General features: G+C 65.8%; 16 protein-coding genes and 1 riboswitch. Of the genes, 9 read left to right on the top strand and 7 right to left on the bottom strand.

The window, feature by feature from the left end:
- Positions 1-42: 42 nt before the first annotated feature.
- The 4 genes from KUV38_RS13930 to KUV38_RS13915 are packed head-to-tail and all read right to left on the bottom strand — an operon-like array spanning position 43 to position 3,110.
- Entirely contained in the window at positions 43-357 is a 315-nt protein-coding gene (locus KUV38_RS13930) for an antibiotic biosynthesis monooxygenase family protein (RefSeq protein ID WP_222470624.1), read from the bottom strand.
- Positions 358-391: 34 nt separating this feature from the next.
- Positions 392-1,177, bottom strand: a complete 786-nt coding sequence (locus KUV38_RS13925; RefSeq protein WP_222470623.1) for a heme ABC transporter ATP-binding protein — start codon at positions 1,175-1,177, stop codon at positions 392-394.
- A gap of 7 nt (positions 1,178-1,184) precedes the next feature.
- Entirely contained in the window at positions 1,185-2,279 is a 1,095-nt protein-coding gene (locus KUV38_RS13920; RefSeq protein ID WP_222470622.1) for a FecCD family ABC transporter permease, read from the bottom strand.
- A gap of 6 nt (positions 2,280-2,285) precedes the next feature.
- Complete coding sequence (locus tag KUV38_RS13915; protein WP_315898629.1) at positions 2,286-3,110, bottom strand: hemin ABC transporter substrate-binding protein; 825 nt, start codon at positions 3,108-3,110, stop codon at positions 2,286-2,288.
- Positions 3,111-3,432: 322 nt separating this feature from the next.
- Here KUV38_RS13915 and KUV38_RS13910 point away from each other — a divergent pair, with 322 nt between their 5' ends.
- The 4 genes from KUV38_RS13910 to KUV38_RS13895 are packed head-to-tail and all read left to right on the top strand — an operon-like array spanning position 3,433 to position 6,834.
- On the top strand, positions 3,433-4,452 hold the full coding sequence (locus KUV38_RS13910) for a TRAP transporter substrate-binding protein (RefSeq protein ID WP_222470620.1): 1,020 nt from the start codon (positions 3,433-3,435) through the stop codon (positions 4,450-4,452).
- Positions 4,453-4,511: 59 nt separating this feature from the next.
- Positions 4,512-5,057, top strand: coding sequence for a TRAP transporter small permease (locus tag KUV38_RS13905; RefSeq protein ID WP_222470619.1), 546 nt, complete (start codon positions 4,512-4,514; stop codon positions 5,055-5,057).
- Entirely contained in the window at positions 5,054-6,346 is a 1,293-nt protein-coding gene (locus tag KUV38_RS13900) for a TRAP transporter large permease (protein ID WP_222470618.1), read from the top strand. Before KUV38_RS13905 ends, KUV38_RS13900 begins: the two co-directional genes overlap by 4 nt.
- Positions 6,343-6,834, top strand: coding sequence for a MarR family winged helix-turn-helix transcriptional regulator (locus KUV38_RS13895; protein ID WP_222470617.1), 492 nt, complete (start codon positions 6,343-6,345; stop codon positions 6,832-6,834). Before KUV38_RS13900 ends, KUV38_RS13895 begins: the two co-directional genes overlap by 4 nt.
- A gap of 10 nt (positions 6,835-6,844) precedes the next feature.
- Here KUV38_RS13895 and KUV38_RS13890 read toward each other — a convergent pair whose 3' ends face one another.
- Genes KUV38_RS13890 through KUV38_RS13880 form a run of 3 tightly spaced genes read right to left on the bottom strand, consistent with a single transcriptional unit; the run spans position 6,845 to position 10,270 of the window.
- The gene (locus KUV38_RS13890) at positions 6,845-7,741 is read right to left on the bottom strand and encodes an SDR family NAD(P)-dependent oxidoreductase (protein ID WP_222470616.1); all 897 of its coding nucleotides are present in this window, start codon (positions 7,739-7,741) and stop codon (positions 6,845-6,847) included.
- A gap of 1 nt (position 7,742) precedes the next feature.
- Positions 7,743-8,552 (bottom strand): enoyl-CoA hydratase/isomerase family protein, encoded by an 810-nt coding sequence (locus tag KUV38_RS13885; protein ID WP_222470615.1) that lies wholly within the window; start codon positions 8,550-8,552, stop codon positions 7,743-7,745.
- Complete coding sequence (locus KUV38_RS13880) at positions 8,549-10,270, bottom strand: AMP-binding protein (RefSeq protein ID WP_222470614.1); 1,722 nt, start codon at positions 10,268-10,270, stop codon at positions 8,549-8,551. The genes KUV38_RS13885 and KUV38_RS13880 overlap by 4 nt, the downstream gene beginning before the upstream one ends.
- 154 nt (positions 10,271-10,424) lie before the next feature.
- A riboswitch (TPP riboswitch) is annotated at positions 10,425-10,531 on the top strand.
- Here KUV38_RS13880 and KUV38_RS13875 point away from each other — a divergent pair.
- The 5 genes from KUV38_RS13875 (at position 10,522) to KUV38_RS13855 (ending at position 15,519) form a co-directional block, all read left to right on the top strand.
- A complete protein-coding gene (locus KUV38_RS13875) occupies positions 10,522-11,133 on the top strand; it encodes a YkoF family thiamine/hydroxymethylpyrimidine-binding protein (protein ID WP_222470613.1) in 612 nt (203 codons plus the stop codon). It overlaps the preceding riboswitch by 10 nt.
- Positions 11,134-11,185: 52 nt before the next feature.
- Positions 11,186-11,950: an ABC transporter permease gene (locus KUV38_RS13870; RefSeq protein WP_222470612.1), complete on the top strand. Its 765-nt coding sequence runs from the start codon at positions 11,186-11,188 to the stop codon at positions 11,948-11,950.
- Positions 11,937-12,677, top strand: a complete 741-nt coding sequence (locus KUV38_RS13865) for an ABC transporter ATP-binding protein (protein WP_222470611.1) — start codon at positions 11,937-11,939, stop codon at positions 12,675-12,677. Before KUV38_RS13870 ends, KUV38_RS13865 begins: the two co-directional genes overlap by 14 nt.
- Positions 12,674-13,654, top strand: a complete 981-nt coding sequence (locus KUV38_RS13860) for an ABC transporter substrate-binding protein (RefSeq protein ID WP_222470610.1) — start codon at positions 12,674-12,676, stop codon at positions 13,652-13,654. Before KUV38_RS13865 ends, KUV38_RS13860 begins: the two co-directional genes overlap by 4 nt.
- A 284-nt stretch (positions 13,655-13,938) precedes the next feature.
- Positions 13,939-15,519 carry an ABC transporter substrate-binding protein gene (locus tag KUV38_RS13855; RefSeq protein WP_222470609.1) on the top strand — a complete coding sequence of 527 codons (1,581 nt, stop codon included), beginning with the start codon at positions 13,939-13,941 and terminating at the stop codon, positions 15,517-15,519.
- Positions 15,520-15,546 lie beyond the last annotated feature (27 nt).

The following is a 15,546-nucleotide window of genomic DNA, read 5'->3' as shown; positions in this document are numbered from 1 at the left end:
GCTACGGGCACGCGGCGGTTTCGTTTTTGGGGCAGGGCGGTCTCAGCCGATGTGCTGGATCGGGGCGAAGCCCTCGAACTGCGGGTGGCCCTCAAACAGATTGTCCGGTCCGCCCGCCTTGGCGTGCGATGCCCTGAACTGCTCGGAGCGGGTCCATGCGCGAAACGTTTCCTCGCTCTCCCAAACCGTGTGGGAGGCGTAGAGGATTGTGCCATCTTCCCGCTCTGGCCCCTTCAGCATGTGAAACTCGCGAAAGCCCTCCATCTCCTTGAGGTGCGTGTCGCGCCCGAGCCAGAGCGCCTCAAAGGCCTCCGCGTTGTCAGTCTTCACGGTAAAGCGGTTCATTGCCAGATACATGTGACTTCTCCTTTCGAGGATGTTGGTTTGAGTGTCAGCCCGTTGGCCGGGCGGTGTGAGGCAAAAGGAAGGTTGCGGGGGCAGGCGGCGCGGTGTTGACCCGCAATGCACAGCCATAAGCCCGCGTCAGGTTCGCATCGGTCAGTACGTCTGCCGGGGCGCCGCTCGCCTGCATCAACCCGCCAGCCATCAGCATTACGTGGTCGGCATACATGGCGGTCAGGTTGAGGTCGTGCATCACCGCCACCACACCACCGCCCGCCGCGGCATAGCCCGCAAGCAATTCCATCACCTCGAGCTGGTGGCCGATGTCGAGCGAGGAAACCGGCTCATCGAGCAGGAGCCAGCGAGCGCCCTCCGGCCCCACCGGCTCCCAGACCTGCGTCAGCACGCGAGCCAGTTGCACCCGCTGTTGCTCCCCGCCAGAGAGCGCGGCATAGGGCCGCCCGGCAAAGCCCGCGAGGCCGACCCGTTCCAGCGCTTCGGCGACCCGGCCTTTTGGCGGCGGTGTGGCGGCGGCGGTCATCCCAAGGCGCACGATTTCGGCCACCGTGAACGGAAAGGCGATGCGGCTGTGCTGCGGCAGCACCGCCCGCCGGGCCGCCAGCTTCCAGCCGGGCAGGGCGGTAATGTCTTCCCCGTCCAGCCGGATCTCGCCCTCGAAGCCAACTTCCTGCGTGATCGCCCGCAGGAGCGTCGTCTTGCCCGAACCGTTCGGTCCCACGATCACTGAAACCTCGCCTGGTCGGGCCGTGAGCGAGGCACCGTTCAGCACCGGCGTCCGGGAGAGGCGCACGTGGATATCGGTCGCGCTCAGCATCGCGGCCTCACAGTTCCAGCCCGGCGCGGTTGCGCAGCAGGATCCAAAGGAAGAAAGGGCCGCCGATCACGGCGGTGACGATCCCGATCGGCAGTTCCGCAGGGGCGATGATGGTGCGTGAGATCATATCGGCCACCAGCAGCAGCGAGGCGCCAAGCAGTGCGGCATTGGGTAGGAGCAGCCGGTGATCCGGGCCAATGACCAGCCTGAGCAGATGCGGCACCACGATCCCGATAAACCCGATACCGCCCGAAACCGCCACAGCCGCGCCAGTCGCCGCCGCAACCGAGAGCACGGCGAGGCGCTTCATCCTCTGAACCGGTATCCCCAGGTGCGCCGCCGGTGCCTCGCCCAATGCGAGCGCATTGAGCGCATGGGCGAGAAAGGGCGTTGCCGCCAGAGCCAGCCCGATGAGCGGCCCTGCCACCAAAACCTTGCCCCACGTCGCCCCGGCCAGCGAGCCGAGGCCCCAGAAGGTAAGGTCGCGCAGCTGGCTGTCGTCCGCCATATAGACCAATACGCCGCTGATGGCTCCCGCCAGTGCGGCCAGCGCGATGCCTGCGAGCAGCATCACGGCAACAGAGGTGCGCCCCTCGCGCGTGGCAATGCAGTATAGCAGGAGCGTTGTGACCCATCCGCCCGCAAAGGCTGCCACCGGAACCAGCGCGTAGCCCAGCCCATCGCGCAGAGCCAAGGGCAGCAGCCCACCAAGTACGATCGCGAGGATCGCACCCAGCCCGGCGCCCGCCCCGACGCCCACCAGCCCCGGGTCAGCCAGTGGGTTGCGGAAGAGCCCCTGCATCACCGCGCCCGACACCGCCAGCGCCGCGCCCACCAGCATGCCGATTGCCAGCCGTGGGAGGCGAATGTCGAACAGGATCAGCCGGTCGCGCAGGGCGATCTCTTCTCCGTTGAGCGCCTGCCACAGTGCCGCCGGCAGGCTTGTGCCCGACGCCCCGACGCCTAGGCTGAGCACGCTGATCACCAGCAGGAGTGCGGTGAGCGCGAGCGCGGCGATGCGCGCCCGTGGGCGGCGGTCGCCTTCAGCTGCAACCAGTCGGCGTAAGGGCGACGGGCGGTCAGAGAGGGCAGGGGCAGCCATCCGGGCTCAGGGCCGCGCGGCCTTCAGCGCGCTGCTCAGGGCAGTCACTGCTTCCGGCGTTCGCGGGCCGAAACCGAGCAGCAGAAGCCCCGGCAGACGGAGCACTGCGCCGGACTCGGCAGCTGGGGTCTGCCCCAGCACCGGATGCGCCAGCACATCCGCACTGTCGCCGCCGTGGTCTCCGCCACGTTCCATCATCAAGATCACCTCTGGCGCGGCCTCCAGCACCGCCTCGTCCGACACCTGGCTGTAGCCATTGAAGCCCTCAAGCGCGTTCACTCCCCCGGCAAGCGAGATGATCGCTTCAGCCGAGCTGCCCCGTCCCGCCGCCATGATCCGTCCGCCCTGCATCGAGAGCACGAAGAGCACGCGCACGGGCTGATCAGGTCGCGCACCTTCCACGGCCTCCGCCAGCGTGGCCTCGACCTCCGCGGCTAGCGCCTCTCCCTTTTCGGGCACGCCCAGCGCCTCGGCCACGATCTCGATCTTCCGGCGGATCGCCGGGCCGTCGTAGCCATCAGGCACCACAACAAGTGGCACCTGTGCCGCCTCCAGCACATCCAGCGTTTCCTGCGGCCCGCTGCTTTCTTCTGCGAGGATCATGTCGGGTGCGACAGAGAGCACGCCCTCGGACGACAGAGCCCGCACGTAGCCCACATCTGGCAGCCCAGTGGCCTCCGCCGGAAAGGTCGAGGTGCTGTCGCGCGCCACCAACCTGTCCTGCTCCCCGAGCGCATAGATAATCTCGGTCACGGCCCCGCCGAGCGATACCACCCTGCGGCCAGCGTCTTGCGCCATAGTGGGGCCGGCCAGCGCCACGGCGAGTACCAATGCGGCAACGCGCGCCGTCAGAGTTGTGCGGGGTAAAATATGGGGTCGTGCCATGCGTCAGAACCTTCATGAGCCGGTTTCTCGTGAGGTCGCTGGCACTGCGTCGTAGCGGCGTTGCTGGCACCGGGGGTCACCCGTGAGCGCAGATGTATTATACCGCTCCGTCGACCACAAGAGCGCGCCCCGGCTGCCCACTCGCCTTGGGCGCTCCGGACCACCGCCCGCATCCGGCACCCAAAGAAAGTTTCTGTTGAGAATCTTCTTAATGTTGGATATCCAACAATCAAATACGGCGAGGAGGCCGTATCTCAGGGAGGATCACATGAAAAAAGTTTCCGTTGCGCTCGGCGCTCTGCTTTCGCTCACCGCGGGGAATGCCGCTGTTGCTCAAGAGGTCACGCTGCGCCTGTCACATTGGGTGCCGCCGACCATCGCGCCCGCAACCAAGGGCATCAATCCTTGGGCCGAGTCGGTCCAGGAGGCCTCCGAAGGCCGGATCGCCATCCAGATCTTCCCGGCCCAGCAGCTTGGCAAGGCGCCCGACCATTACGACATGGCACAACAGGGCATCGTCGACATCGCCTACGTGAACCCCGGATACACCGCCGGGCGGTTTCCGATCTACGCGTTGACCGAAATTCCCTTCATGGCCGATGACAGCGTCGCCGCCGCCAAGGCGATCCACGAGTGGTACATGGAGAATGGCGCAGCAGCGGAGATGAGCGATGTGAAGGTCTGCTTTGTCCATCCCCACGGCCCCGGCGCCCTGCACAGCCAGGAAACAATCACCTCGCCAGAGGACGTCAAAGGCAAGAACATCCGCCCGGCCCACGCCACCATGGCCCGCTTCGTCTCGCTGCTTGGCGGCGGCCCGGTTCAGGTGCCCGCCCCCGAAGTGCGCGAGGCGCTCTCCAAGGGCACCGCAGAAGCGGTGACGTTCCCCTGGGGCGCAATGTTCGATTTCAAGCTGACCGATGAGGTGCCGGTCCACCTCGACATGCCCTTCTACCTCTCGTCTCAGGTCATGGTTATGAACCAAGGCAGCTATGATGGGCTCTCTGACGAGAACAAGGCTGTGATCGACGACCACTGCACGCCCGATTGGTCCGCCAAAACCGCCGCAGGCTGGCTCGAGGATGACATGGCCGCGCGCGACAAGTTGATGGCTGACAGCGGCCAGACCTTCAACACGCCGACCGACGAAGAGGTCGCGGCGTGGCGCGAGGCGGCCCTGCCGCTCATCGACGAGTGGAAAGAAAGCGTCACCGCCAAGGGCGGCGATGCCGACGCCATCCTCGAAGCCTACAAGGCCGCGCTCGAAGCCAACGACGCAGCTTACTGAGCTGGCCCGGCGATGCGCAAAGCGATTGACAGTTACCTGCGGACCACGTGCAGGACAGGATGACACAACCCACTGAAAAGCGGCGCTTCGTCGACCGTGTCGTCCTGTCAATCGAGCGCATCGCTGGCCTAATGCTTGGCGGCGTCACCCTCCTGATCGTCGTCTCCGCAATCGGGCGCTACGGGTTTGCGCGCCCCCTGCCGGATGCCTTCGATTCCTCGCGTTTGCTGCTTGGCGTGGCCATCGCTTGGGGTATGGCTTCAGTCGCCTGGCATGGCTCGCACATCAAGGTCGACATCGTCGCTCAGGCCGTTGGGCCACGTGCGCGCCTCTGGTTGTCGGGCTTCGCCTGGGCGGTTCTCTTACTCTTCACGCTGGCGATGACCTGGAAGATCGGCGAGCGGGTCGAGGCCACCTTCCGCTCCGGCGACACCACGATGGATCTGCGCCTGCCGCACTGGCCGTTCTTTCTGGCGATCTGGCTGGGGCTGGTCGCGGCCCTCGTCACCACCGTTCTGCGCCTTTGGCGGATCTTCGTCCACGGCTCCGATCTTGAAGAGTTCGATGGCGCCGAGGCGCGCACGCAAGAGGATACGCAGAAATGACCAACGAGCTCGCGGCGGTCGCAGGTTTCGCTGCCCTCTTCGGCATGATGGCCCTCCGGGTGCCGATCGGGGTTGCCATGGGCATCGTCGGCGTTGGCGGCTTTGCGGTGGTCGTCCACCCTTCGCCCGCGATGAACCTGCTCTTCCAATCGCCCATCGCGACCATCACCGACTTTAACCTCACCCTGATTCCGCTCTTCATCCTGATGGGGGTGCTGGCCACCCGCTCCGGCATGTCGGCCGAGCTGTTCCGGGCCGGCCGGGCATGGCTGGGCGGTTTCAAGGGCGGCCTCGGGCTGGCCTCGGTTGGGGCCTGCGGCGGTTTCGCCGCCATCTGCGGCTCATCCGTCGCCACCGCGGCCACCATGACCAACATCGCCTACCCGGAAATGAAGAAATCCGGCTACCCAGACGCCGCCTCGACCGGCATCATCGCGGCGGGCGGGACGCTGGGTATCTTGATCCCGCCCTCCGTGGTGCTCGCGATCTACGGCTTCATCACCGAAACCGATATCGGCACACTCTTCATCGCGGGCATCGTGCCCGGCATCCTCGCCGTGCTGCTCTACATGCTCACCGTCCGCGTCTGGTACGGCCGCCACCTGCCTGCCGCAGAGCCATTCCATTTGCCTGAGGCCCTGGGCTCGCTCAAGGGCATCTGGGCCGTAGGCCTGCTCTTCATCTCGGTCATCCTGTCGATGTACTTCGGCATCGTCACCGCAACCGAAGCTGCCGCCGTGGGCGCAACCATGACTGCCATCATCGGCCTGCTCCGCCGCCGCCTGAACTGGACCAGCCTGCTCGACGGCCTCACCGAAGCGCTGCGCACCTCGGTGTCGATCTACGTTGTGCTGATCGGTGCCACCCTCTTCGGTTACTTCCTCGCGGTGACTCAGGTGCCGCAGAACATCACCATGTTCCTCACCGAACTGGGGGCCGGAACCTACGGCACGCTGGCCCTGATCCTGCTGCTCTTCTTCGTCATGGGCTGCTTCCTTGACGCGATGGCAATGATCATCCTGATGGTGCCCATCGTCTTTCCGGTCGTGTCCGAACTCGGGTTCGATCCCGTCTGGTTCGGCATCATCATCGTAATGACAGTCGAGTTGGGCCTGATCACCCCGCCCGTGGGGATGAACGTTTACGTAATCAACTCGATCGCGCGGGAGGTGAGCCTGGTCACGATCTTCCGCGGCGTCCTGCCCTTCGTCACTATCGACGTGCTGCGCCTGATCCTCCTCATCGCCTTCCCCGCGCTGGTCCTCTTCCTGCCGGAGAGCATGAAATGAGCGCGCGCGCGCCGGTCATGCGGGACGTGGCCGAGGTGGTCGAGCCGGAGCTTCTGTCGCGATCGGTCTCCTATCGCATTCGCCTATTGCAGATCGCGTCCTACAAGATCTTCGAGCAGCGGGTCGAAGGCTTCGGCTCCGCGCCGCGATACTTCGGGATGCTCAAACTGATCGAAGCCAACCCCGGCATTCCACAAACCCGCCTTGCCGAGGCGATTTTTCTGGACCGATCCAGCCTTGTGCCGATCCTTGAGGGCCTAACCCGAGAAGGTTGGGTCGAACGCAAATCGACCCCGCAGGACAAACGCGTACGCCGGGTGTTTCTGACCGAAACCGGGCGGGAGCGGCTCGGGCAACTCGAACAGCTCGTGGCCGAGCACGAGGCCGCTATCACCGAGGGGCTATCGGATGCCGAGCGGGAGCAGCTGATTTCCAGCCTCGAACGCGTGGGTGAGAACCTCCGGTCGGTTTCAGCCGGACCAAAGTGAGACCCGGCCCTCACAGACCCAGGGGTATGCCGTAGGGCTGCACCGCCCCCTCCGAAAGATGGGGCCAAGCCTCCGCAATCGCCCCCGCCGTCCAGCCGCCCTTGCGCAGATCCACTCGCAGTTCTGCCGGATGCGACCAGAGCGCCAGCCGGTCGCCCCCAATGCCGAGGCACTGCCCGGTGATCCCGCCGCCGGCTCCGGAGGCCAGAAACACCGCCAGCGGCGCAATATCCTCCGGCAGCCCCATGCCGAACTCGGCCCGCAGTCGCTCGGGCAGCGGCTCGCCCCGCTCCATCGCTGCCACATGGGGCGCGAAGGCCGGAATCTCCGCTGTCATCCGCGTCAGCGCCGTGGGGATGATCGCGTTGACTGATACCCCCGCCCGCCCCAACTCCGCCGCCCATGTCCGCGCCATCGCCGCAATCCCGGCCTTGGCAGCCGAATAGGCCGTCTGGCCGAAGTTGCCGAGCTGCCCGGCAGGTGAGCCGACCAGGATCATCCGGCCACCTTCCCCCGCCTCGCGCAGGTGCCGCGCAGCAGCCCGGCCGCATTGGAACGTGCCGCGCAGATGGGTTCGGATCACAAGGTCAAAGGCGTCGTCCTCGGTTTTCCACAACACGCTGTCGCGAAGCACGCCCGCGTTGGCGCAGAGAATGTCGAACCGCCCGAACGCCTCGACCCCGCCCGCAATGCAGGCCTCCGCCGCGCCCTCGCGCCCGATCTCCGCGGCAACGGCCACCGCCTGCCCGCCTTCGGCAATGATCTCTCCGGCAGCCGTCTCGGCGGTCGCGGCATCGAGATCATTCACCACCACCGCCGCGCCGGCCCGTGCCAGATCCAGCGCAATCGCCCGGCCAATGCCCCGGCCCGCACCGGTCACCACCGCCACTTTGCCTGCCAACCTCATCTCAGCGCCCCCTGTAGACTGGCCTGCGTTTTTCCATGAAGGCGCGCGGTCCCTCGCGGGCATCTTCGGTCGCCATCACGATGGCCTTGGCCTCGTCTTCCAGCGCATAGCCTTCCGCCAGCGGTCGGCCCTGTGCGGCGAGCACCGTGGCCTTGATCTTCTGCACCGACACCGGCGCATTGGCCGAGACCCTCTCGGCCAACTCCCACGCCGCATCCATCAGCTCCTCCCGGGCCACGACGCGGTTGACTAGCCCATGCCTCAACGCGTCCTCCGCCGTCATCGGCACGTTCGCCAGCATGATCTCCATCGCCGCTGCATAGGGGATCTGTCGCGACAGGCGCGCCAGCGCACCGGCAAAGGGGATCACCCCCCGCGCGGCCTCGGGCAGGGCAAAGCGAGCCTCTGGCACGGCCACCCTCAGGTCGGTGCCGAGCAGAATTTCCATACCCGCCGCCATGCAGTCGCCGTTGACGGCTGCGATAATCGGCTTGTGCATGGCGATACTGCGCAGGGCCATCCGATCGTTGATGCTCGGATCATCGAGCAAGCGTCTGTCCCACTCCGTCTCCGGTGCCCGCGCGCCCGACATCAGCGGAAGGGTCTGTGCAAGGTCGCCACCAGAGCAAAACGCCTTGTCGCCCGCCCCGGTCAGGATCACTGCGCGGATTTCATCGTCCGCCGCGATCTCGGCGATGGCATCGGCGAACCGGCAGGCGCTTTCCGGGCAGATCGCGTTGCGCTTCTCCGGCCGGTTGAAGCTGAGCAGGGCCACATGGCCCTCTCGCTCAAAGAGGAACGGCACTGTCATTGGCGCACCGGTTGCAGCGAGCCGTCCGCGATCCGGCGCGTGGCCACTTCGCGCAGCACGAACTTCTGCACCTTGCCGTTGGCGGTGAGCGGCAACGCCTCTATCGGAACGATGTACTTGGGCATCTTGTGGCGGGCTACGCGTGCGCGGCAAAAGTCCTGCAATGCCGCCGGGTCCGCCTCCGCGCCGGGCGCGGGCACGACGAAGGCGCATATCTCTTCGCCGAGATCCGCATCCGGCACGCCGATGACCTGCACCTCCGACACAGCGCCATGATCCAGCAGGCAGTTCTCTATCTCCGCCGGATACACGTTCTCGCCGCCCCGAATGATCATGTCCTTCAGCCGCCCGACGATCCGCAGATGCCCGCTCTCGGTAAGCTCCGCAAGATCGCCCGAGTGCAGCCAGCCATCGGCGTCGATGGTTTCGGCGGTCTTCTCCGGCATGTCGAAATACCCGACCATGGTAAGATAGCCCCGAATGCAAAGCTCCCCGCTCTCGCCCCAGCCGCAGGTCCGGCCGCTTTCGGGGTCGACAATGCGGATCTCGGTGTGGGGTAGGGGGGTGCCTGCCGTGCCGAACCGCGCTTCCGTAGGGTCCTCGGGGTTGGTCTGGGTGATGATCGGGCTGCACTCGGTCATGCCCATGATGATCATCGGCTCCCCACCCGTCCACTCCCGCATGCTGTGCATCAGGCTCGGTGGTATAGTGGTGCCGCCGGTGAAGACGGTCCGCAGGGTGCGGATGTCATAGTCCCCGGCATCCGGATGCCCGAGCAGCCGGGTCATCATCGTTGGCACGGCATTGATGATCGTGGGTCGATGAGCCTGCCAAAGCTCCAGCATCCTCCCTGCATCAAAAGTGTCCATCGTCACCACCCGGCCACCGCAGGCGAGCATGGCCATCACATTGCAAACGCAACCGGCCGTGTGAAAGAGCGGCATGGCCGAGAGCAACGTGTCCTCGGCCCTGAACCCACCCCGGTCAGCCATCAGCCGGGCATTGTTCAACGTCGAGCGGTGGCTCAGCTTCGCGCCCTTCGGCTTGCCGGTGGTGCCGCTTGTGTATTGGATCTGCGCCACATCGGTGCAGGCCACTCCGGCCTGTCGCTCACTCAGGGCCTCGGGGGAAACCGTCTTCGCCGCCTCCCGCAACGCATTGAAGGGCAGCGCAAACTTCGCAGGCGTCTCACCAAGGCCGATCAGCAGCCGCAGGTCGGGCAGGGGGCCTCCCGCCGCCCGCACGCCTCCGCGGGTGGTGGCCAGTTCGGGCAGGATGCCCAGCAGATGCCCGCTGATATCATTGCTGCGCAGGCGCGGGGCAAAAACCAGCGCGGCCACTCGGCCTTGCGTGAGGATATATGCCAGTTCCTCCTGCAGAAGCGCCGGATTTACCGTCACCAGCACTGCGCCGATCTTGGCCAGCGCATACTCAAGCAATATCCACTCGGCGCAGTTCGGCGCCATCACTGCAACTCGCTCGCCCGCAAGGATGCCCTGCGCCATCAGGCCTCGTGCGATCAGGTCGGCCTCCTGTCGCAACTCGGCATATGTCCAAGATGTACTGCGCGCACCGCCCCGTTCATCAACGTGGACCGCTGGGCGCGCGCCATAGCGCTCGGCCTGTTCGTCGAGCAAGGCGCCGAGGGTCATATCCACCAGTGCAGGCCCCGAGGCATCAGGCCTCCACCATGCATCCTTTCCCTGCCGGTTCCCCATTCTGTCTCCTCCCTCGCCGCGCGGTGCTCGCGCCGCTCTTTCATGCGCCGCCTGCACAGACCTGTCAAGTTTGTTGGACATCAAACATAATGGCGAAGAGGGCGAACAGCCGCTTGCCCGCCTTGACATTCCTCCCGCGCTCCACGACGGTCGCGCCATCAACCAGGGGTGCTCCGGACGGGGCTGAGATGCGCAAGCCTGCGTGAACCCTTCAAAGCTGATCTGGGTAATGCCAGCGGAGCGAGGATATCATGTTCATTGGCGCGCAAGTGTCACTCTACCCGATGACGTCTGATTTCGTGGATGTCATCATGACCGGCCTCAAGGCCCTCTCCCCCTACGAAAAAGACCTGCGGATCGAGACCGACGACATGTCGACCCTCATGGTCGGCGCGCCCGATCCGCTGCTCGACGCCATCCGCGACCTCTTCTCCGAGGCCGCCCGACGGCCCGAGCATGTGACCATGCATGTAACCCTCTCGCGCGGCTGCCCCGGAGAGCCGGATGATCCGAGCTGCCACTGCGAGGCGCTGGTAAAGGCGCAGTCGCTCGGGCTGGAAGAGCGCAAGGCGCTGGCACTGGAGGCCGTGCAATCCGCGCCCGAACAGGGCGTGGGCATCGACGTTCAATTTTCGCTCTACGTGCTGGGGCAGGACAGGCACATGGATGAGATCTACGGCTGCATCGACTTTCTCAAGCAGTCCGGCACCTTCCTGAAGTCCAAGAACTTCTGCACCCGGCTCCGGGGCGATGCGGGCGCGGTCTTCGAGACGATCCGGCAGGCCTTCTTGCGGTTCGGTCCGGCGGAAGGGCATGTCACCATCGACCTGACCGCCTCGGCCAACAGCCCCAGCCTGCGCTGAGCCGCTGCCGCCCTCGGGGCGGCCTGCAAAGGCCTTTCTCCGGACCGTCTCGATGCCGATCACCCGTGCCCTGCCCAGCCTGTGCCTTGCCGCCGCCTTCCTGGCGGTCTGGCAGCTCTATTGCGTCTGGGCCGATGTCTCGCCACTGATCCTGCCTGCACCCTCCGACGTGGCCCTCGGCCTCTGGGTCAACCGCGCCACGCTTGCAGGCCACGCAGCAGCCACCCTCGGCGTGGCGACCCTCGGCTTCAGTCTCTCGGTCAGCTTCGCCTTCGTCATCTCGGTCGCCCTCCACTTCATACCCTGGCTCCGGCGCGGCCTCTTCCCGCTGCTGGTCGCCAGCCAGACGGTGCCGATCGTCGCGCTGGCCCCGCTGATGGTGCTCTGGTTCGGCTTCGGCCTGCTCCCCAAGGTGCTGCTGGTGATCCTCGTCACCTTCTTCCCGGTGCTGGTCAGCCTGCTCGCCGGATACGCCCGCCTGCCGCAGGCCTACCGCGATCAACTCGCCTCCATGGGCGCCGGTCGCGCACAGGTCTTCCGCCGCGCCGCCCTCCCTGTGGCCCGGTCCCACTTCTTCAACGGCCTGAGGATCTCCGCCACCTATGCCATCGTCGCCACCATCTTTGCCGAATACGCAGGTGCGCGGCAGGGGCTGGGGATCTACATTCTGACTGCCAAGAACAACTTCCGCGCCGATCTCGTGCTCGCCGCCGTTGTGCTCTCCGCCACGCTCACCCTCCTTCTGCTGGGCCTCCTGCACCTGATCGACCGCGCCACCGGGCGGCGCTACCGGAGGGCTGTCGATGCTGCGGGTTGAGGGCCTCACCATCCGCACAGGCCCGCGCCTTCTGGTCGAGGACATCACCCTTGCCCTCACCGAGGGCACGATCACCTGCCTCATAGGCCCTTCGGGCTGCGGCAAAAGCTCGATCGTCAAATGGCTCTCCGGCGTCCTGCAGCCCGAACTCTCCGCAGCCGGCACCGCCACCCTTGAGGGCGACCCGCTCGCCGCCCCATCCCCCGCGCTCGCATACCAGCCCCAACAAGACACGCTCTTCCCCTGGCTCACCGTCGCCGAAAACGCCGCCCTCGGGCTCGAGATCGCAGGCCTGTCCCGCCGGGCCGCCCGCGCCCGCGTGCTGCCGCTCTTCGCGCCCTTCGGTCTTGCCGGACACGAGGCCAGCTTCCCCGACCAGCTCTCCGGCGGCATGCGCCAACGCGCCGCCTTTCTGCGCACTATGGTGCAGCAGAGCCGCTTCCTGCTGCTCGACGAGCCCTTCTCCGCCCTCGACGCCGTCACCCGCCTGCGGATGCAGCACTGGCTCTGCGACCGCCTCGCCGAGCACCCGCGCGGCGTACTGATGGTCACGCATGACCTCTACGAGGCCACCCAAATGGCCGACCGCTTGCTCGTCATGTCCGCCCGCACCGGGCGCATCATCTCCGACATCCCGCTCACCACCCCCCGCAGCGCCCGCACCGAGCCCAGCCTGGCCGACACCCGCGCGCTGCTCAAATCCCTGCTCCTGGAGGACACCCCATGAAACTGCTTTCCATCCTCGCCGCCTGCCTCGCCCTACCCGCCGCCGCGCAGGCGCAGGAAAGCGTCACCATCGCGCTCGACTGGACACTGAACACCAATCACATCGGCCTCGTCGTCGCGCAGGAGAAGGGCTTCTACGAGGCCGCCGGGCTGGAGGTGGAGCTTCTGCCCTATTCCGACAGCGCCTCCACCGCCGTCCTCGCCGCCGGTGCGGCGGACTACGCCTACATGACCTCGCTCGGCTTCATGAGCGCCAAGGCCGCCGGGGCCGATATCGTCGCGCTCTGGGCCACCATGCAGCGCGAGAACGGGCGGCTGGTATTCAACGCCAGCAACGAGGCCATTACCCGCCCCGCCGACCTAGAGGGCAAGATCTATGCAGGCTTCGGCTCGGCTTGGGAGGATGCGTTGATAACCACCATGATCGAGGCCGACGGCGGTACGGCGGAATATGACACCGTGACGATGGGCACCGGCGCCTACGAGGCGCTGGCCAGCGGCGCGGTCGACTTCACGCTGGAGGTCGCCACATGGGAGGGCGTGAACGGCGAGCTTCTGGGCCGCGAGCAGAAGCACTTCACCTATGCCGACTACGGGGTGCCCGATCAGCAGAACGGCTACATCGGCACCACCTTGGCAAAGCTTGCGCAAGACCCGCAGCAAGTGAAAGCCTTCATGGCGGCCACCCAACAGGGCTACCAATGGGCCGCCGAAAACCCCGACCAGGCCGCCGAGTTGCTGATCGGCGCGGGCGAGTTCCAGAACCCCGAACTGGTGCGCGGCTCCATGGCCGCGCTCGCCGAAGGGGCCTACATCAAGGCGGGCTCCACGCCCGTCGGTACCATCGACAAGGAGCGCTTTGCCACAATGGCCCGGTTTCTCTTCGATAGCGGCGTGCTGAAAGGTCCGGGCGGCGCGGCGCTCGACTGGCCGGGCGATGTGTCGGGCTGGTTCGACCAAGGCTGGATGACGGAGTAACATCCGGCCCAATACCCGGCCAGCGGGAACTCCCCCGCGTTTCCAAAAGCTTGGCTGGCGCCCGCCAATTCCCGACAGAGGCGCCAGCCTACCTCTGCGCATTGAAAAAGCCGCTCTGCTTGCCCCGAACCCTCACGCCATCTACCTGCCAAATCGCCGCTGCGTCAGCCCGGCCCGGTGGCATAAATCTCCGTGAAGGGACTTGGCACCCGGGCAGGCTCATGTTTCGGTTGTCCATCACCCCCGCGCGAACAGGGGGGAGATTGATAAACAGGGAGATATCCATGACCAAATCGAAAGGCCTGCTGGCCCTCGCTGCGCTATTGTCGTCGACAACGCTCGCCCCGGCGGAAACCCTGCGCTGGGCCCGGGCGGGTGACGCGCTCACCCTCGACCCGCACGCACAGAACGAAGGGCCGACCCACACGATCCGTCACCAGATCTACGAGCCGCTCATCATCCGCGACATGACCGGCGCCTTCGAGCCCGCCCTCGCCACCGAATGGGCCCCCAAGGAAGACGACCCCAACGTCTGGGTCTTCAAGCTGCGTGAGGGCGTCAAGTTCCATGGCGGCGAAGACTTCACCGCCGAAGATGTCGTCTTCTCCTTCGAGCGCGCCAAGCAGGAAAATTCCGACATGAAGGAGCTTGTCAGCTCCGTGGTCGAGGTCCGCGCAGTCGATGACTACACCGTCGAGATCGTCACCGATGGCCCCAACCCGATCCTGCCGTCGAACTTGACCAATCAGTACATCCTCGACAAGGGCTGGGCCGAAGCCAACAACACGGTGAACGTGCAGGACTTCGAGGGCGGCGAGATCACCTTCGCCACCACAAACGCCAATGGCACGGGCCCCTACATCCTGCAATCCCGCGAGCCTGACGTGAAAACCGTCATGGTCCGCAACGAGGAGTATTGGGGCCGCGATCAGTTCCCGATGGAGGTTTCCGAAATCGTTTATACGCCCATCCAGAACGCCGCGACCCGTGTGGCCGCGCTGCTCTCGGGCGAGGTGAATTTCCTCCAGGACATGCCGGTACAGGATCTGGAGCGCGTGGCCGGGGCCGATGGGCTGGTGGTCAAGAAGGCCCCCCAGAACCGTGTGATCTTCTTCGGCATGAACATGGGCGCCGATGACATCGAAGCCGACAATGTCGAGGGCGCTAACCCGCTCGCCGACAAGCGCGTGCGCAAGGCCATGTCGATGGCGATCAACCGCGACGCCATCCAGCAAGTCGTGATGCGCGGCCAGTCCGAGCCTGCCGGGATGGTGGCCCCGCCCTTCGTTAACGGCTGGACCGCCGAGATGGACGGCGCCAGCGTGACCGATATCGAAGGCGCCAAGGCACTGATGGCCGAGGCAGGCTATGGCGACGGCTTCTCGATCCGGCTCGATTGCCCGAACGACCGCTACATCAACGATGAGGCGATCTGTCAGGCCGCCGTCGGCATGTTTGGTCAGATCGGCGTCACCGTGAACCTCGATGCCAAGCCCAAGGCCCAGCACTTCCCGCTGATCACCGACGGCAAGAGCGACTTCTACATGCTCGGTTGGGGCGTTCCGACCTACGACTCCGAGTATATCTTCAACTTCCTCGTCCACGGTCGCGAGGCTGATATCGGCACATGGAACGCGACCGGCTACGACAACGACGATCTTGACGCCAAGATCAAGTCGCTGGCCTCTAACGTCGACCTCGACGCGCGGAATGCCGACATCGCCGCCATCTGGGACGTGGTGCAGGACGAAACGCTCTACATCCCGATTCACCACCAGGTCCTGAACTGGGGTATGGGTGAAGGCGTGGGCATCGAGGTTGATCCCGAGGATCAGCCGAAGGTGAAATACTTCACGATGAACTAAGTTCTTCGCCATCGGGCCGCCCGCACC

This window comes from Vannielia litorea (genome assembly GCF_019801175.1).
Lineage (GTDB): Bacteria > Pseudomonadota > Alphaproteobacteria > Rhodobacterales > Rhodobacteraceae > Vannielia > Vannielia litorea_B.
The sequence above is the reverse complement of the archived record's forward strand: the minus strand, read 5'-3'. Positions and strand labels throughout refer to the sequence as shown.